At 43.3% G+C, this 17,608-nt stretch carries 16 protein-coding genes; 6 read left to right on the top strand and 10 right to left on the bottom strand.

From position 1 onward, the window contains the following. Positions 1-59: 59 nt before the first annotated feature. Positions 60-788, top strand: a complete 729-nt coding sequence (locus tag BUC20_RS28505; RefSeq protein WP_073236462.1) for a DUF4397 domain-containing protein — start codon at positions 60-62, stop codon at positions 786-788. Positions 789-994: 206 nt separating this feature from the next. Here the strand turns inward: BUC20_RS28505 and BUC20_RS28510 are convergent, their stop codons facing one another. Further along, positions 995-1,300 carry a hypothetical protein gene (locus tag BUC20_RS28510; RefSeq protein WP_073236464.1) on the bottom strand — a complete coding sequence of 102 codons (306 nt, stop codon included), beginning with the start codon at positions 1,298-1,300 and terminating at the stop codon, positions 995-997. A gap of 430 nt (positions 1,301-1,730) precedes the next feature. Between BUC20_RS28510 and BUC20_RS28515 the strand changes: the two genes are divergently transcribed. Both BUC20_RS28515 and BUC20_RS28520 read left to right on the top strand, forming a co-directional pair. Next, complete coding sequence (locus tag BUC20_RS28515; protein ID WP_073236467.1) at positions 1,731-2,285, top strand: DUF1003 domain-containing protein; 555 nt, start codon at positions 1,731-1,733, stop codon at positions 2,283-2,285. Positions 2,286-2,406: 121 nt separating this feature from the next. Then, positions 2,407-3,342, top strand: coding sequence for a proline dehydrogenase family protein (locus BUC20_RS28520; protein ID WP_073236470.1), 936 nt, complete (start codon positions 2,407-2,409; stop codon positions 3,340-3,342). Positions 3,343-3,408: 66 nt separating this feature from the next. Here the strand turns inward: BUC20_RS28520 and BUC20_RS28525 are convergent, their stop codons facing one another. From BUC20_RS28525 to BUC20_RS28535, 3 genes are all read right to left on the bottom strand, one after another. Next, entirely contained in the window at positions 3,409-4,842 is a 1,434-nt protein-coding gene (locus BUC20_RS28525; RefSeq protein WP_073236473.1) for an AcvB/VirJ family lysyl-phosphatidylglycerol hydrolase, read from the bottom strand. Between the two features lie 3 nt (positions 4,843-4,845). After that, entirely contained in the window at positions 4,846-7,434 is a 2,589-nt protein-coding gene (locus BUC20_RS28530; protein WP_084529376.1) for a phosphatidylglycerol lysyltransferase domain-containing protein, read from the bottom strand. 87 nt (positions 7,435-7,521) lie between these two features. Further along, the gene (locus tag BUC20_RS28535; RefSeq protein WP_073236741.1) at positions 7,522-7,971 is read right to left on the bottom strand and encodes a VOC family protein; all 450 of its coding nucleotides are present in this window, start codon (positions 7,969-7,971) and stop codon (positions 7,522-7,524) included. A gap of 71 nt (positions 7,972-8,042) precedes the next feature. Between BUC20_RS28535 and BUC20_RS28540 the strand changes: the two genes are divergently transcribed. Genes BUC20_RS28540 through BUC20_RS28550 form a run of 3 tightly spaced genes read left to right on the top strand, consistent with a single transcriptional unit; the run spans position 8,043 to position 10,048 of the window. Further along, positions 8,043-8,396, top strand: a complete 354-nt coding sequence (locus BUC20_RS28540; protein WP_073236475.1) for a winged helix-turn-helix transcriptional regulator — start codon at positions 8,043-8,045, stop codon at positions 8,394-8,396. Then, positions 8,393-8,974, top strand: a complete 582-nt coding sequence (locus BUC20_RS28545) for a Crp/Fnr family transcriptional regulator (protein WP_073236478.1) — start codon at positions 8,393-8,395, stop codon at positions 8,972-8,974. Before BUC20_RS28540 ends, BUC20_RS28545 begins: the two co-directional genes overlap by 4 nt. 60 nt (positions 8,975-9,034) lie before the next feature. Next, positions 9,035-10,048, top strand: a complete 1,014-nt coding sequence (locus BUC20_RS28550; RefSeq protein ID WP_073236481.1) for an NAD-dependent epimerase/dehydratase family protein — start codon at positions 9,035-9,037, stop codon at positions 10,046-10,048. Positions 10,049-10,088: 40 nt separating this feature from the next. Here BUC20_RS28550 and BUC20_RS28555 read toward each other — a convergent pair whose 3' ends face one another. From BUC20_RS28555 to BUC20_RS34350, 6 genes are read right to left on the bottom strand one after another with little or no spacing between them, the layout of a single operon-like run. After that, positions 10,089-10,643 carry a DUF3347 domain-containing protein gene (locus BUC20_RS28555; protein ID WP_073236483.1) on the bottom strand — a complete coding sequence of 185 codons (555 nt, stop codon included), beginning with the start codon at positions 10,641-10,643 and terminating at the stop codon, positions 10,089-10,091. A gap of 44 nt (positions 10,644-10,687) precedes the next feature. Next, on the bottom strand, positions 10,688-11,914 hold the full coding sequence (locus tag BUC20_RS28560; protein ID WP_073236486.1) for an efflux RND transporter periplasmic adaptor subunit: 1,227 nt from the start codon (positions 11,912-11,914) through the stop codon (positions 10,688-10,690). 4 nt (positions 11,915-11,918) lie between these two features. Then, positions 11,919-13,157, bottom strand: coding sequence for an efflux RND transporter periplasmic adaptor subunit (locus BUC20_RS28565; protein WP_073236489.1), 1,239 nt, complete (start codon positions 13,155-13,157; stop codon positions 11,919-11,921). After that, complete coding sequence (locus BUC20_RS28570) at positions 13,135-14,388, bottom strand: TolC family protein (RefSeq protein WP_234994613.1); 1,254 nt, start codon at positions 14,386-14,388, stop codon at positions 13,135-13,137. The genes BUC20_RS28565 and BUC20_RS28570 overlap by 23 nt, the downstream gene beginning before the upstream one ends. Further along, entirely contained in the window at positions 14,372-16,309 is a 1,938-nt protein-coding gene (locus BUC20_RS34345; RefSeq protein WP_073236494.1) for an efflux RND transporter permease subunit, read from the bottom strand. The genes BUC20_RS28570 and BUC20_RS34345 overlap by 17 nt, the downstream gene beginning before the upstream one ends. After that, positions 16,306-17,604, bottom strand: coding sequence for an efflux RND transporter permease subunit (locus tag BUC20_RS34350; RefSeq protein WP_073236497.1), 1,299 nt, complete (start codon positions 17,602-17,604; stop codon positions 16,306-16,308). The genes BUC20_RS34345 and BUC20_RS34350 overlap by 4 nt, the downstream gene beginning before the upstream one ends. Positions 17,605-17,608: the final 4 nt, after the last annotated feature.

Consider the following 17,608-nt stretch of genomic DNA (forward strand, 5'->3'; position numbering starts at 1 on the left):
AAAGTGTTAATGGCCATTAACCAATTACTAATTTTTATATAAACCTTAAAACAAAAACAATGACTAAGTATTTTTCCCCGATAGCTAAAACGTTAGTATGTGCCTTAACCATTACTTCCCTTTTCAGTTCATGTTCAAAAAATGAAGGCAATCCAGGTCCACCTCTTGTACTTCCTGCCGGACTGGCTTTGATCCATGCTGCTCCAGGTGTTGCTGAGCTTGACTTTTACGTAGTTAATCAAAAAGCAAATAAAGTAGACTTCAGCTATAATACTGCACTTATTTATGGTGGTGTAGCTCCAGGCACCTATGAATTGAGTGTGACTAAAAAAGGATTAGCAGAAAAACTAGGAAAACTAGAGAAAGCTGAATTCAAAACCAACAAAGCTTATTCTGCTTTTGTAACCGACGTAACCGCCAACACTATTATTTTTGTAGAAGATGATTTAACTCCTCCTGCAGCTGATAAAGCAAAAATCCGTTTGGTTAATTTAGGTGCTGATGCAGGAATCCTTGACCTTGCCATTACTGGAAAAGCAGAGGCTGTTGTTTCTAAAATAGAATACAAAAAAGCCAGCGCTTTTGTGGAAACTGCTGCAGGTGATGAAATCAATTTCGAGATCAAAGAAAATGGTAAAACAGATGTTTTAGCCACACTTCCTAAAGTGAAAATTGAAAAAGGAAAGATCTATACCATCTGGGCAAGAGGATTAAAAGCTGCGACAAAAGAAGATGTAAAAGCATTGAAGCTCTCTGTAATGAACAACACACCTGGTGTGCAGAAATAAATAAAGCAAAGTTATTGGGGCTGTCCAAACCTCATGCTTGTGATGCTTTCCTTCATCCTCAATCTATTAGATCTTCCCCAGGGCTACGAAAAAAAGGATGATGAACATCATAAGAATTTACGGATGAGAGCGTAAAATATGAGCAAGGACGGCTCCATTCTAAACAAAACAAAAGGCATCTGTTTCCAGATGCCTTTTGTTTTGTGTTAAGATTCCATCTCATAAGGGTCCATTGGCTGCGTCAAAGCAACCTGATGTTCTTTAAATAAAGCTCTTGCACTTTTAGCTTTAACCTCGAAATTTGCCAATTCTCCTACTTCCAACCCAAACAATACTTCCAGTATCCTGACGGTTTCATAAGGAATATCCTTATCATCACCCATCTGGAGTTTCCGGTAATTGTGAAAAGTGTTAATAGAAGCCCTGATGATTCCAGGAATCAGCCTCTTAATCAGCTTATGCTGATTATAGGTCAGTTTGTCCATACATTCATTGATCTTATACTTGTCCATAGTCCTGAATTAAGGTGAACAGATCATTTTCAAGCTTCCGCTTTGTACTGGTACAGTTGCGTTCTTCCGCAAAAAATAAGCACTGTTTTGACATCATTGTTTTTTTATGGTTAATTAAACATTCTGATTCAAAAACCACATTACGTCCCCACCCTACACTCAGCTTTCATCAGCTGTGTATAAGTTTGCCGGGCTCAGCAACACTCCATCGTACAAAATTTAGGTAACCGTCCGGGCGAACGGAAGAGAAAGATTAAGACAGCATTTTGCCGCCCCTTGCAATTAACCCCCTCTTACCTCAAAACTAAGCAGTTATCTTTGAAAATGCAATAGGAAAATAAAATTTTAACAATTCCCCTAAAAGATTTGACATTGTCTATCTTTAAACTACAGCCAAAGCATAAAAGGCCTCATCAATACACATTTATCCATGGAAAACAAAGAAATCAATCAGCTGATGTCTGATGAAAATGCCCACCTGAAAAAGTTACACCAGATCGTAAAAGATACCATTGAGGAAGAGCAGCTGATCGTAAATAACCTGCTGAACCCACCGGAGGAGATGATCAGCAAGGGGCAGAAGATCTCCGATAAAGTAGCCCGTTTCGGGGGAAGCTGGGTATTCATCATCTGGTTTTTAATTGTACTTGTGGTTTGGATTACCTACAACTCCTCTGCCGGTAGCAAAGCCGCTTTCGATCCTTATCCTTTTATCCTGATGAACCTCATTCTTTCCTGCATTGCTGCACTACAGGCACCGATCATTATGATGAGTCAGAACAGACAGGAGGAAAAAGACCGGATGAGGGGAGAAAATGATTACCTGATCAACCTGAAAGCAGAAATGGAGATCCGCAAACTCCATTTAAAAATGGATTTATTGCTGGAAGAACAGATCAAAACGATCTATGACACCCAATCCAAACAATTTATCCTGCTGGAAGAGATCTGTGAGAAACTGAACAAACTCACAGATGCCCCTTAGATTTGTTTTTAAGGAATTGTCATACTGAACCATCTATTGTTAATATAGAAATTTACTTTAAAATGAAATAAATATCCACCTTACAACTTATCATTGTCACTCCTCAAAAAGAAAAACCACAATGGATAAAGGCTTACTACAGATGGGTGCTCAGGCATTAAGAAAAGCAGCACTAAGTGAAGATGCAAAAACATATATATTGGCTAATCCCGCCTTATTTCAACTTTTCAAGAAGGCTGCTGACAGATATATTGGAGGTGAAACCCTGGAAGAAACCATCGTTAAAATTAAGTCTTTTAATCACCTGAAGACTTCAATAGAGTTTATGGGCGAAAGCACCAGAACGGAGCAGGAATCAAATGAGTCCACTAAGGAATTCATCCATATTTGTGAACAAATCAGGTTGCAGCATTTAAATGCTACAGTATCTCTTGACTTATCCCATATCGGATTAGCGGTATCCAAAGAGCTCTGCTTAAACAATTTAAATGCCATTTGTAAAGAAGCTTCTCTATCAGATATTGAAATTATCATAAGTGCAGAAGGAACTGAAAGGACGGACGATATCATTGATACTTATAAAAAAGCAATAAAAAATTACGATCATCTCGCAATAACGCTGCAAGCATATCTCTATAGGACGAAAGATGACTTTGCTGAGATCAGAAAAGAAACCGGAAGAATCAGAATTGTGAAAGGCGCATTTGAAACGGCCAATGGGCAGTCTATGCCCAGAGGTGAAAAACTTGACGATGCCTATTTAGGTTATATTGATCAACTGCTCGCAGAAAACCATAAGTGTTCAATTGCTACACATGACCCAAAAATACAAGCAAATGCGAAGTTATTAATACAGAACTATAAGTCTTCAAAAGAGATTTACGAATTTGAAAGTCTGTATGGCATTTGCAATGAACAACTTTTCTCGCTTAAGGATGAAGGCTATGAGACTAAACTGTATTTTGTTTATGGAAAAGAGTGGTACTTATATCTATGCAACAGGATAGCAGAATATCCAATGAATATATTTCAGGCTTTAAACGACATGATACAATAGGCTTTATAAATCAGTTCGGGCTTTGCAAAGCTATGCCGGGCTGGTCAGCTAAGGTAAAAGTTAATTTTATTCAGCAACCTGTTTTAAGAAAGCCGCAGAAATAGCGGCATAGTCTTTATTAAAATGGTGGTCTCCGGCAATGGTGATCACCTTTAATCCATTTTTCACAAATTGACTCCTGACGGCATTCCCCTCTCCTGTTCCAAAAATGGATACCTGATCTGTGGCTTTTATACGTTTAATTTCAGTGATGACATCATATTTCTCTTTAGCACTTCCAAAATTCAGGAGGTCGATCAGGTGAATCTCAAAGTCAGCACTTACATCCGGAGAAAGGGAAACCACCGCTTTCAGGTCTTTTCTCAATTCGGAAGGCAGCCGGTTGGCTACAAAGGGAACAATCGACGCCCCGAAAGAATAACCTGCCAGAATGAAGTCTTCTTTCCCCAATTCCTCCTTATAATGTGCTAAAGCCTTACTGATATCAAGGGTACTGCTTTCCGGGGTTTTGGCATTCCAGAAATATTTTTGTGCATCCAGACCAAGAACAGAAAGCCCTTTGGAAGCCAGCGACTCTGCCACAGACTGGTCAAATCCGGTCCAGCCTCCATCTCCGGAAATCATGAATACCATGGGCAGGTTGTTCTTTTTTGGAGAAGGCACCAGGATCAAAGGCATGTTTCCTGTATAAGGTTTAACCTGTTCAGTATTACCCAACTGATGTGCTGCTAATTTCTGTTCGCTAAAGGTTGGGCTTGCGAGTATCTTTTGACAGGCAGTTTTTAGCTCCGGCTGCCAGTCTGCCGCATTTAAAAAGCCATGGCCAACATCAGGTAACGCGATCAGTTCGGTCATCGGCATCCCTTTCAGGAAAGTAGCAGTAGCGGCAAATGGACAGCTCAGGTCTTTTTCCCCGTTTAATACAATAAACGGTGCGGTCAGACTTTTTGTGCTTTCCAGGTAATAAGAAATTCCTTTTTTCAGCACATGCTGATTCAGCCCATTCCCCTTGCATAATGGTTTTTTAAGGTTGATATCCGGAGAGAAGCCCAGGGCAATACCACCCCTGAACGTATTTGGAGGAGCCTGTACCAGCGTTCCGTAAATCAACACTGCCCCATAAGAATAACCCACCAAAACCGGCTTATGATAGTCTTTCAGCTTGTATTTTTTCTGAACGGTTAAACTCAGGTCTTCAAAATCTGCTGCCGGATACAGACAGGCTGCCGCAGATTTAGACAAAGCATAACCATAATGCCGGGCATCAATTCCCAGGACCAGTGCTCCTTCAGCGGCCATATTTTTAGCCATCAGCACAACTGCATCTTTCCATCCCCCATCACCGGAAACAAAAAGAACTACCGAACCGGGGGTATTTTCAGGATGATAAACCGTAATTCTGCCAAACTTCCCATAAGAAAAATGATCGGTCTGTTGCCTGGCAGATGCTGGCCGATAAATCAGCATCAGCAATAAGATTACCTTTATAAATTTTCTCATCTTCTAAGGTTTAATGACTTTGGTTAGCGCAACAGGAACCTGCAACAAGTCAAAATCATGGTCATAAATCAAATACCGGTTGTGCCATTCCGGAGAAAACTTCTCCTTTGCCGCTCGTAAGCCTTTATAATGAGAGAATGACCTGATCTTTTCATAGGCGAATTTCATAGACCTTTCCGGAAAATTATGAGGGTCAATCAGGCCGGACATGGGCGCAAATCCCAGGTTGATGGCCGCATAGCCTTTTTCTTTCAGGTGCGTAAATAAAGCTACCATAATAAAATCAATGATGCCGTTTGGCGCATCAGCCGTTTTCCGGATCAGATCATAGGTGCCTTCATTTTTCACATAGTCGGGAATGATGTTCAGGAAAGCAACAATCTTTTCTTCTTCATTCTCCACGGTAATGATCGTCTGTTCCTTCAACTCTTCCCAGCTAAACATCCCCTGAGAGAAGACAATTTCGGCTCTTTCTGTATCTTCCAGCCATTCGTCTGAAACAGATTTAAGCTTTTGCAGCAGTCCGTCTTTAACCGGCGCTTCATATACCCGGCTCTGAAAGCCCTGATCAGCTACTTTCTTTAAGGCATTGCGAATGGATTTTTTGCTGCCCCCCTCCAATGAAAAGCCCAGCAAATCTACCACTCCCTCCTGCCCGAGAAAAAGTTTTTTCTTTCCTGCAGCGATAAAATCTTCCAGGCTTTCTTCAGGAACCCGGTAATACAGGCTCTTCATTCCACTCTCAAAACAATAACGGTCAAAATCTTTGATCAGGTTCTTTCTTAGTACAGGATCACAAACCGGACATTCCAGCACTACCGCAAAGTTGCCAGCAATGCGATAAGCCACAAAACCTTCCAAATCCTCAGCCGTATAAATCAGCTTATCGCGATAAGTCTTAAAATAGTCTACCGCCGAGTTTCCGTATTTATCCAGTAACAGCTTTGCCTGGTAAAATTCTTCTTCTTCCGTACTGCTTTTCATCATGTATGGCCTGATGAGGGTATAGATTAAAAAAGCGATCGACAAAAAGCCGCTGATGTTAATCGAATACAGAAAACCTTTGGCAAAATGATCCAGCGGTTCAAGGTCATCACTCCCTATGAGCACAAAATTTTCTAAAGTATAACGAATGGATTGTGACCAGCTGAAATCAATGCCAAAATGGTTCTTATCCAGAAAATAAAAGCCTAAAGTGCCATAAATCAGGATTCCTAAAATACTCAGTAAAGTCGTTTGAATCCCAAAAGACCTTAACCTGGAATTGTGTTTCACATAATACTCTTTTCTGGAGCCGATCAGGATCAGGATGACCAATAGTGAGAAGATCGCCTCCTCATAGTCAATCGCTTTGGCGATGTGCCCGAATAAAGAAAAAAGACAAAGTGTTAAACCAAAATACCAGGCCATGCGTAAGCCTTTCAGCATAAATGCCGCGGTGACCAACAGAAATAATCCCACTACCAATACAAAATAATTGGAGGCAGTAATCGCTTCCATAGGGATAAAATCCTTCAAAAACCTCAGCCGTTCATGAATTGCAGGAGTCAGTACCGACACCACATTGACCACCCCCAGCAATAAAAGGAATAAGGCAGGGACTACCCGCATCAACAGTTTATTGATCCGGAAAAGAAAACTTAATGCCCCCAGCGCCATAGGAATCCAGAATTCCATAAAACGGTAAAGGAAGGTAATAGATACTGCTTCCGGGGCCGAATATCCCAGACGGGTAAGAATGAAGGTCATGGAAGCTTCCACCGCCCCCAAGCCCCTTAAAAAAGGCGAAATGATGAGGAATACCACTGCAACAATATAGCTGATGACGGCAATGATCCAGGAAGCGGGAATATTCAATGCCAGCATGGCAATATAAATATGTACAATCCCCACGATTTCAATCAGACTGCTGTAAAGAAAGGTAGAAATGAAATGTTTACGTTCAATCTGGTTGCTTCTGAATTCAGCAGCATAGACCTCAATTACCGGAATATATTTAACAATAAAACGGTAAAAACTACCTTTATGAATCACAGAACGGTACAGCAAGTAAATTCCGCCGATCAATAAAATGGCTGCAATCAACCCAAACCATTCCCCATAACCGATACTTCCCTGTAAAATCGCATAGATGAAAACAGGAATGGCAATCACCAGTACAGACAGGATCCCCACAAAGCCATAAATTGAAGAGGCAAAGTTGATCTGAGATTTACTCACGCCCTTCTGTTCTATCGCAGAGCTGAAAAAGGCCAGAGAAGAAACTCCTCCGGCAGGTAAGAATACACTAACGAAATTGCGTTTTAAATATAATATTGTTCCATCGGCAATGGAAATTTTACTGGATACCGCAGCAAATGAGGAACGGTACATCATTCCATGGATAAAAACGTAAACCACGCTCAGTAAAATTCCGATCGACAACCAAAGCCATTGGGCAGTAACGAGTAATTCCTTTACCTGATGCAGCTCTCCACGTTGCTGTTTAATGAACCATATGATGAGTCCTATGAAGAACAGGCTAAACACATAGCTGGATATAATTTTTCCGTTTTCCCGTAGGAATGGGACAAAGAATTTAAATCGCTTCATTTATTTTATAGGATAACCAGTACCTGATTTTAGATAAAGGTACGCCTTATCAAGATAAACTATATGAAGAAATCTTCATGTAAATCCTTAAAAGGGAGCGCCTTCTATAAATTCGATCACTTCTCCGTTGGGACTGTAAACCAAAGCATTGTTGACGATGACCGGAGGATTCCCTAAAGAAAGGCGCATGGGTTCAATACAGGATTTTGCCCCTGCCTCCAGGCAGCGCTCATAAGCGGCTTTGGCATTTTCGACACTCATGGCCAGGTGTAGCAAAGCCCCGGTGCGGACTTCCTCTCCTTCTTTTACTGCAAGTCCTTCTCTGGGTGCATTGGCCTGTCCGTCAAAAATTTCTATAAAAGTATGGCCATCCGAAGATTTCAACATTGCCGCCTGACGGATATTAAATTCCGGTAATGACCAGGTATGGCTGACCGAGAAATCCAGTGCTCCGGTATAGAACTTCAGGGTCTGATCAAAATCTCTGGCACGAATGGCCAGGTGGTGTATTCCTTTAATTTTAGTGCTGCTTGTCATATATCTGATATTTTTACCCAAATTTACAGCCTGCTTTGCGCAGAAGACGATACTTACAAAATTGTAAGCAAATGAGAAAAACCACTTCTACCAACTTCGAAAACGAACAGCAGCTCCACGAATGGTGTACTGCGGCATTTACCTTATCGGTCATTAGCGGAAGATGGAAACTGACCATTCTGGTGAAATTACTGGATCAGGATTTGAAGTTTGGGGAGTTAAAACAAGCCATTCCGGGAATTACAGAAAGGGTACTGGCCTTACAGCTTAAAAACCTGGAACGGGATCAGCTCATTCTGAAAGTTGCCGATGAACCAAATGGACATTTATATCGTCTTTCTCCTACCGGCAGAAGTCTGGAAGGGGTCATCAATAGCCTGTCCGGCTGGGGGGCTGTACACCAACCTGTCCCAAGCGCAAAATGAAAGATCCTTACCATAAAATATTAAACCTCTTCCCGGAGTACTCCGATGCAGAAGATACCGACAAAGCCCTTATAGAAAGGCTGTTTGAGCCTGTTGAGGTAAAAAAAGGAACGGTACTGGTAGCAGAAAATACCATTCCGAAATATTTATATTTTACAAATTCAGGATTTGTCAGGGTATATTATTACCATGATGGAGAAGCCATCACCTGTCACCTGAATTGCCCGAATGGATTCATCACTTCCTTTGGCAGCTTCATGACCGAAACAAGGTCGGCTGAAATCGTGGAATGTATTACCGCCTGTTCTTTACTCCGGATCAATAAAAAAGACCTCGACCATTTATATGAACTGAGCCCGAAATGGGCAGAAGCAGGCCGGAAGATCTACGATCAGTCGATCATTTACAACGAGCAGCGCACAAGGGATATCCTGACACTTTCTGCAGATCAGCGGTATTTAAAATTGTTAAAAGAATCCCCGGAACTGATTCAGCAGGTTCCCCTTCAGATCATCGCCTCCTTTATTGGCATCAAACCGGAAAGTTTAAGCAGAATCAGGAGACAGCTCATTTCCTAACACAGGTTAGGTAGATTAGCAATCCGGCATCCGACCTTTGTTTTATAAAAGATAAAACAAATGGAAAATTCAACACTTTCTCTGGTTACCGGTGCCAACGGGCATTTGGGAAATAACCTGGTCAGGATGTTACTAAATAAAGGGATCAACGTCCGCGCATCTGTACGAGACCTTTCTAACACCAATCCTTTTCAGGGACTAAATGCGGAAATTGTAAAGGCAGACATTACCGATAAAAAATCTATGGTCCAGGCGCTCGAAGGGGTGCAGACCTTTTACGCTGTTGGCGCTTCCTTTAAGCTATGGGCTAAAAATCCCATAAAGGAAATCTATGAGGTCAATATGCAAGGCACCCGGCTTTGTATTGAAGCGGCAAAAGAAGCCGGAGTCAAAAAGATCGTTTATGTCAGTTCTATTGCTGCATTAGACTATACGCAGCTTCCAACCCGGGAAAGCAATGGCTATAACCCCGACCGCCGCAACTGGTATTACAATTCAAAAAATGATGGGGAGCAACTCGCTTTTGAACTCTCCGCAAAACATGGAATAGAATTGGTTTCTGTGATGCCTTCTGCGATGATTGGTGAGGTGGCAACCCCACCATTGAGCGTCTCTTATGGCATTTTGAAACTGGTGTTGAACAAAGAAATTCCGGTAGATACCAAAATCACCCTGAACTGGGTAGATGTTAAAGACGTGGCTGAAGGACTCTATCAGGCTGCACAAAAAGGAAGAAATGGAGAACGGTACATCCTGGCAAATGAGCAATGTATGGGGATTCAGGAAGTAACGGCCATCGCAAAAGAATTATATCCTGAACTGAAGATAAAAATGCCCGCATCCGTTCCTAAAAGTTTATTATATCTGATTGCCTGGCTGATGGAGATCAATGGAAAAATTAAAGGACAGGCCCCTTTATTGTCAGTAACCGACCTCTCTATGTTTTCTGGTTTACAGCAGAATTTCGACATCAGTAAGGCGCGTACAGAATTGGGCTTTAATCCAAAACCACCACGACAAATCGTAGTGGAGTCTTTGCAATACCTGATGAACAACAAGGCCTTATTTTTATAATATTGCGGTCCCCCTAAGGGGACCGCAATTGGCTACAATTTTATTTGATCGTTTCTTTAACTTCTCCGCAAGTCAACATCGATTCCCCGTAATAAGGGTTCTTAATGTCTTTCTCATTGCTCAACCAGGAAGCACCTTTATCATTCATCGCCATAGGGCAATACTCCACATATATTTCACCTGAATTAACTCCTGAAGCCTTCACTCTTGTTATAAAATCAGCGCTCAATGCGGCAAAAGCTGTTCTTTGAACTTCAACATCTGAAGCATTGCTGATTTTAGCAGTTAATGCCTGCAAAGCGGCTCCGTTTCCAAGCTCTTTTGCTCCCAGTTCAACCGCCTGGGCAGCTACTTTTGCCTCTGCTACATCACCAGCGATCAATGCGGTGCTCAGTTTCAGGTAATGAGGATATACTGCATTTAGTTTATCATCTTTCAGGCTTACCCCAGCTGCTTCAGTTGCCGTTCCGGCCTTAGCTTCTTTAGCATGATCATGACCTTCATGGGATGCTTCCGCCGTTTTCTGTGTATCCCCGCATGCTGCAAATAGCGTTACTGTGGCGATGGTAAATGCTAAATTTCTAACTGTTTTCATTTTTAAATTGTTTAATGGTTTATAATTTATGTGCTTATTATCATTTATGTACTTAATTTAAGGCCCTCAACAGGGTTCTTTCCTTTCTTCAGGATGTACTCGCTATACAACAGGTAAGCTCCTGTAATCACTACCTGCTCACCATTTTGCAAGCCTTTGGTAATTTCTACCTGATTGTAATTCTCCTGACCTGTAATCACCAATTTGGGTTCAAAGCTGTCCTTCCCTTTCCTGATCCAGACATGCATCCCTTTTCCATCTCTGATCACTGCATCTACCGGCAAAGTCAATACCTCAGACTTGCTTCCTGAAGGAAGGAATACATTGGCCTGCGCACCTGGCTGCCACTGATGATTTGGATTTGGAATACTTCCCCGGATCTGGGTCAGTTGTGTACCGGATTGTAAGGCAGGGGTAATGAAACTGATGGTCATCTCCTGAGGCTGGTCTTCCCAACCCGGGATCACTACCTTTACCCGTTGTCCTTCTTTAATTCCTTTTGCTTCGTTGGGATATACATCGGCTTCCACCCATAAATTCCCGTAACCCTCCAGTCGAAGAATCGGACCTCCCTCGGTCACATACTGACCCTGATTCACGGAAAGTTCCGCTACCACACCACCTTCAGGAGCAAAGAAAGTGATGTAAGGATTTTTTTTCTGTGTATGTTGCAATTGCTGTACCTGTGTGGCAGACTGCCCGTACAACAACAGCTTTTGTTTCGCAGATTCCACAATCTGCTTCTCTATTTTTTCTCCCGGGAATTGTTTTTCCTGAGCAATGGCCATCAGGTATTCCTGTTGTAACGTAGCCAGCTGTTCAGAGTACAACTGATATAAAGGCTGTCCTTTTTTAACCGACACCCCTGTTTCCCTGATGTACAGCTGTTCTATCCTGCCGGCAATCCGGCTGGAGATGTAACTGCTTTGCTCCGGATTTACGGTTAAACGGCCATTGAGTTGTTTTGTGCCCGACAAGTTATTTACGCCAATCACCATCGTGGTGATATTGGCCAAAGCCTGGCGTTTCTCGTCCACGGTCAATGCTTTTTCATTGCTGTTCTTTTCAAAAGGCACTAAATCCATCCCGCAAATCGGGCAGGTTGACATTTCTTCCTTGATCACCTGTGGGTGCATCGGGCAGGTAAAGGTCTGTTTCTTTGCCGCTTTTGCTCCTCCGTTTTTTTTCTCTTCACTGCTGCAGGCGGCAACAAATACCGATGGAACCAGGGCTAGTAAAGCGAATTTTTGTATAAATTGTTTCCGTTCCATATCCTTAATGCTGAATGTTTTCTGTCATTTTAATAAAGCTTTCACTGTCTACCAGATAAGCGGCATTTTTGCTGATGTTCCAGCTGCTGATGTCTTCGTTGATCTGTACCATCCCTCCGATGGTAATCCCTGCATCCACCATTTTCGGAACGAAGACATTGCCTTCTTTCTTAAAGACCACCCGCTTATTTCCTACCGATAATACTGCCGGCTCCGGTAACCACCAGGAAGCAGCCAGTAAAACCGGGATCCTCGCCGTCACCAGCTGTCCTGGCTTAATTGTTGGGTTGCCCAGATATGCCCTGGCAATGGTAAAATTCTCTCCGTTTTTAAACGTAGGCTGGATCAGGCCGATCTCTGCCGTCTGGCTTTCCGACTTATCCGCAGTCTTGTAAAAGATGAACTTTTTGCCTTTTTTGATGTGTGCGGCAAAAGCTGCTTTCAGGGAAAATTCGGCCACCAGACGATCTGAACTGTAGATCGTAAAAAGCGAAGCACCAGCACTTACATACTGTCCTTCCCTTAACAATACAGGTGAAGCCACAGGCACTGCAACAGGACTTGATGCCGCCGCAGAAGAAGCACCACCCATCTCAGTCATGCCATCACCTCCTGAAGCCGCAGCAGCCGACGAAGCTGGGGGGGAAGAGGCTGTAGCTGCTGCTGTTTTCTCCAGAATGTATCCTGAGGTATTGCTGTATACCGGAATCCCGTAACTTGGTTTTCCTGTTTTTAATAAATTGCTGATTCCTGAAGGAGTCATTCCCAAAAGGATCAACCGTTGTTTTCCCTGGGCAAGCATTACCGGATCATTGCCGCTCCGGTAGATAAATAACAGCTCCTGCTGCGCAGCCGCAAGGTCCGGCGAATAAATCTCCATGATCAGCTGTCCTTTTTTAACCGGCTGATAGTTGTATTTGATCCATAAACGCTCTATCCTTCCGCTCACTTTGCTGGAAATGTTATTTTGATTTCTTGCATCGTAATTGATGATCCCCTGTACCTCTTCCGTAAAGATTTTAGCCCCATATTCGGCCTTAATCATTGGCAAAGGAGAAACCACCTGTTCATTTGATGGTTTCAGCAAATGAGAAAGGTTACTGTCAATTTTTACAGCACCGGGATCATGGTGTTCGCCTTTTTTCTCTTTGCAGGCACTGATCAATAGCATTCCGGCTGCCCCCAATATCATAAATCCCCGGAAGGCCAAAGCTCCGCGCCTAACGATATAATTCTTTCTCATAATCTACGATCATTAAATAAAGTTTAAGTTTCTCATCCAGTACACTAGTCTGCATCATGGTCAATGCTTCCCAGGTACCGATCACCTCAGGGAGTTCCATTTTGTTCTCCCGGTAACTGAGGAAACTTACATCCATTGTTTTCTGAAGCGTAGGAATGATTTTATCTTCCATGGCTTCAATGCGCTGTTGCATCGATTTAATTTCAAACTGCATCCCGTACAGCATCCCCTGAGTTTCCTGCAGCATGGCTGATTTTTCCTTTTCCATCGCCAGTACCTCATAAGCCATTCCTTTGGCTTCAGATTTATACATCTTTGAGGACCATGGCGCAATAGGAATGCTGATCATTCCCATCACACTGAAAGCTTTGGGCATCATTTTAGTTAAGGGCGACATGTGGTCGAACCTTAATTTAAAATCCGGCCGACTTTGTTTCTTCATCGCCTCAATGTTCAACTTCATAGAATGAATACTGTAATCCATTTTTTTGATGTCCTTTCTTACCATAGCCAGACTGGCCGTATCAATCATCGGGGCCGGTACATATTTGGGTTGATAAGTTGAATCAATCGCAAAGTCCATATTTCCGGGATTGTTCATCAAACTGTTTAACCAGGCGCGGGATTTGGCCATATCGCCTTCCTGCATTCTGATCATGTTCCTGTTTTCTTCAATCTTTGCCGATGCTTTATAAACGCTTCCCAGTTTCGACTGGTTATAGGGATACCTGATCTCTTCGATCTTTTTCATCGTTTGCATGATCTTCTCATTTTTCTGTAAAATGGAGATCTTTTGCAGCGCGACCAGCCAGGTAAAGTACAGGCGTTTGGCCTGTGCTTTATACTCGTTTAAGGTGACCCCTCTGGTTGCATTTTCTACATTGCCTTTAGACTCGATGAACTTCCGGTTTGCGTTTAGCTTTACCGGATTCGGGATGTCCTGCTCAAACTGAACCATCACAGAACCTTTGTCGCTGTCGTTCATCAGCACCTGCCCGGGGTATGGGGTCATAAAGGTCCCTACACCAATCATCGGTGCCATCCATGCGGTAGCAGCTTTACCCAGGTGTTTATAGCTTTCTGCTTTCAGTCCGTACGACTGCAGCAGTAAATTGTTCTGGTCTATCCTGTTCAGGATGGTATCCAGTGAAAGTACCGGTTTTTGCTGTGCCACCGAATAAAAGGGAAGCAGGCAAATCAGCCAGACCATTCTCTTAATGTTGTACATCATGCACCTCCAGTTTTCCATATTTTCTCAATTCGTATTCTTTAGACATTAAAAAGATCAGCGGGGTCACCAGCAGGATATGTGTGGAAGAGGTCAACACCCCTCCGATCATTGGCAACACGATCGGCTGCATCACATCTACCCCTACTCCTGTGGCCCATAATACCGGCACCAGGCCAAAGAGGGAAACGCAGACCGTCATCAGTTTTGGTCTTAACCTTCTCGCTGCTCCAAAAATCACATACTCTCTTAAATCTGCTTTAGTAATCGTTTCACTGGAATTTCCTTTTAGTTTGATCAGTTGCTGCATGGCATCATTGAGGTAGATGACCATCACAATTCCCGTCTCCACGGCAATCCCAAAGAGGGCAATAAAACCTACCGCCACTCCTACAGAAAGGTTCACATCCCAGAACCAGATCATATATGCCCCGCCAATCAAAGCAAAAGGCACGGTGATCAGACTCAGGAAAGCTTCCCTTATAGAATGAAAAGCAAAATATAAAGAGAAGAAAATGATCACCAGCACTACCGGTGCAATCCACATCAGGGTTTGTTTACCCCTGATCAGGTTCTCATACTGACCGCTCCATTCCAGAAAATAACCTTCCGGAAGGATCCCTTTTTCTTTGTTCAGTTTTTCCATCGCATCCTGAACGGTACTTCCCAAATCCCTGTCCCTCACATTAAACATCACCGCTCCGCGAAGGATGGCATTGTCGGAACTGATCATTGGCGGACCATCTTCGAACTTCACATCAGCAACTGCCGAAAGTGGCACTTCCCCAAATCCTTTGGATTGTACCGGGATCCGCTTGATTCTTTCTACACTATTTCTGTATTCCTGAGCCAGGCGGACACTGATCGAAAAGCGTTGCCGCCCTTCAATGGTATTGCCAATCGTAGCTCCACCCAACGCCGTTTCCACGATCTGGTTCACATCATCTACATTCAGACCATAACGTGCCAGTTCTTCCCGTTTCACATCAATAGAAAGGTATTTACCTCCCGTAATCGGTTCTACAAAAAGATCGCTTACTCCTGCAGTTCCTTCCAGAGCCGCTTTCACACGCTCAGAAACTGAAGCAATGGTATCCAGGTTTTGTCCGAAAACCTTTATCCCGACGTCTGTACGGATCCCTGTTGCCAGCATATTGATCCTGTTGATGATGGGCTGTGTCCAGCCATTCACCACGCCCGGGATTTGCAGTTTCGCATCCAGTTCATTGATGATGTCTTTTTTGGTCACCCCTTCCCTCCATTCTTTTTTAGGTTTCAGGGTAATGATCGTTTCGATCATACTGATCGGGGAATTGTCTGTTGCCGTACTCGCCCTTCCTGCTTTTCCTAAAACTTTATCTACTTCGGGCACGGATTTAATGATCTTATCCTGCACCTGCAAAATCCTTTTCGCTTCCGCATTGGAAACATCAGGTAAAGTCACCGGCATAAAAAGTATGCTTTGCTCATCCAGAGGAGGAATAAATTCTGTCCCCAGGTTTTTCAATAAAGGGATCGTAATCAATAAAGCAATGATATTGACTGCCAATGTAGTTTTTCTCCAGTTCAGCACCACCCGGATCACCGGCTCATATACCTTTTCCAGCACCCGGTTTACCGGGTTCGCATTGTCCGGTCTGAACTTCCCTTTCATAAAAAAGGAAATCAATACCGGGGCAAGGGTAATCACCAGCAAGGCATCGACAATCATGATGAAGGTCTTGGTAAAGGCCAGGGGATGGAATAATTTACCCTCCTGCCCGGTCAGCATAAATACCGGAAGGAAAGAAGTAATGATGATGACCGTGGCAAAGAATACGCCTCTGGACACCTGTTTACTGGATTTGGTGATCACCGCAAGGCGATCTTCTTCCGTAATCCAATCCGGAGATTTACGGAATTTATTTTTTATCCACTTGATCATGATTCAGTTGTTTTTTGTTGGTCCTGTTCCCAAAGCGCATAGCGCTCTGCAAGATGTTTGTACGCGTTTTCACTCATGATAATCCCATTGTCTACGATCACCCCGATGGCCAGGGCAATCCCGGTGAGTGACATGATATTAGAGGAAATATTAAAAGCATTCAGCAGGATAAAACTCGCTGCAATGGTGATCGGAATCTGAATGATGATGCTCAATGCACTTCTCCAGTGGAAAAGGAAAATGATCACAATGATCGATACGACGATCATCTCTTCGATCAGGGTATGGGTGATGGAATCTACCGCCTCACTGATCAGCTCCCCACGGTCGTAAACGATGTCAAATTTGACACCTTTAGGCAAACCTTTGGAGACCTCTTTCATTTTGGCTTTCACTTTTTCAATTACCTCTGCGGCATTTTCGCCATAGCGCATCACCACAATTCCGCCTGCACGTTCCCCTTCACCGTTCTGGTCAAAGATCCCAAGCCTAGTTTCACCGGTCATCTGTACTGTGGCCAGGTCGGAAATCCTGATCGGTGTTCCGTTCTGATTTTTTACCGGAATATCCGAGATTTCTTTAATGGATTTGAGGTATCCGGAGGTCTTGATGATATAGCCCATATCACTCATCTCAAACTTCCTCCCCCCTGATTCATTGTTGTTACTGCGGACCGCTGCAATCACCTCCGGGGCAGACAGCTTATAGTAAAGCAGTTTATTCGGATCTATAGAGATCTGATATTGTTTCTGAAATCCACCAAAGGAAGCGATCTCACTTACTCCGGGAACAGTTTGCAAAGCAAACTTCACATACCAGTCCTGGATGGCCCTTTGTTCCCCGAGGTCCATATCCGGAGCATCCAGGGTATACCATAAAACATGGCCTACCCCCGTTCCATCAGGCCCCAGTTGTGGCGCAACGCCATCGGGTAAAGTTTTGGAGATGGTACTGATTCTTTCCAGCACCCTTTCCCTTGCCCAGTATACATCTACATCATCTTCAAAGATGACATAGATAAAGCTCATACCAAACATAGAAGAACCGCGGACATATTTGATCTTAGGGATCCCCTGCAAATTGGTGACCAGCGGATAGGTGACCTGATCTTCGATCAGTTGCGGTGAGCGGCCCATCCATTCTGTAAATACAATCACCTGGTTTTCTGACAGGTCAGGAATCGCATCTATGGGATTTTTCTTGACAGCATAAATGCCCCAGACAAAAAGTCCCAGAGATAGTACCAGCACAATAAACCGGTTGCGCATTGACCATTCTATAATTTTATGTACCATTTCT

Source organism: Pedobacter caeni, from assembly GCF_900129215.1.
GTDB lineage: Bacteria > Bacteroidota > Bacteroidia > Sphingobacteriales > Sphingobacteriaceae > Pedobacter > Pedobacter caeni.

Excerpts from the sequence above, each read along its gene's own strand:
- BUC20_RS34345 (WP_073236494.1), bottom strand. The coding sequence starts at position 16,309 with ATGATCAAGTGGATAAAAAATAAATTCCGTAAATCTCCGGATTGGATT.
- BUC20_RS28515 (WP_073236467.1), top strand. The coding sequence starts at position 1,731 with ATGGAAAACAAAGAAATCAATCAGCTGATGTCTGATGAAAATGCCCAC.
- BUC20_RS28560 (WP_073236486.1), bottom strand. The coding sequence starts at position 11,914 with ATGGAACGGAAACAATTTATACAAAAATTCGCTTTACTAGCCCTGGTT.
- BUC20_RS28525 (WP_073236473.1), bottom strand. The coding sequence starts at position 4,842 with ATGAGAAAATTTATAAAGGTAATCTTATTGCTGATGCTGATTTATCGG.
- BUC20_RS28540 (WP_073236475.1), top strand. The coding sequence starts at position 8,043 with ATGAGAAAAACCACTTCTACCAACTTCGAAAACGAACAGCAGCTCCAC.
- BUC20_RS28570 (WP_234994613.1), bottom strand. The coding sequence starts at position 14,388 with ATGATGTACAACATTAAGAGAATGGTCTGGCTGATTTGCCTGCTTCCC.
- BUC20_RS28535 (WP_073236741.1), bottom strand. The coding sequence starts at position 7,971 with ATGACAAGCAGCACTAAAATTAAAGGAATACACCACCTGGCCATTCGT.
- BUC20_RS34350 (WP_073236497.1), bottom strand. The coding sequence starts at position 17,604 with ATGGTACATAAAATTATAGAATGGTCAATGCGCAACCGGTTTATTGTG.
- BUC20_RS28565 (WP_073236489.1), bottom strand. The coding sequence starts at position 13,157 with ATGAGAAAGAATTATATCGTTAGGCGCGGAGCTTTGGCCTTCCGGGGA.
- BUC20_RS28520 (WP_073236470.1), top strand. The coding sequence starts at position 2,407 with ATGGATAAAGGCTTACTACAGATGGGTGCTCAGGCATTAAGAAAAGCA.
- BUC20_RS28505 (WP_073236462.1), top strand. The coding sequence starts at position 60 with ATGACTAAGTATTTTTCCCCGATAGCTAAAACGTTAGTATGTGCCTTA.
- BUC20_RS28550 (WP_073236481.1), top strand. The coding sequence starts at position 9,035 with ATGGAAAATTCAACACTTTCTCTGGTTACCGGTGCCAACGGGCATTTG.
- BUC20_RS28530 (WP_084529376.1), bottom strand. The coding sequence starts at position 7,434 with ATGAAGCGATTTAAATTCTTTGTCCCATTCCTACGGGAAAACGGAAAA.
- BUC20_RS28545 (WP_073236478.1), top strand. The coding sequence starts at position 8,393 with ATGAAAGATCCTTACCATAAAATATTAAACCTCTTCCCGGAGTACTCC.
- BUC20_RS28510 (WP_073236464.1), bottom strand. The coding sequence starts at position 1,300 with ATGGACAAGTATAAGATCAATGAATGTATGGACAAACTGACCTATAAT.
- BUC20_RS28555 (WP_073236483.1), bottom strand. The coding sequence starts at position 10,643 with ATGAAAACAGTTAGAAATTTAGCATTTACCATCGCCACAGTAACGCTA.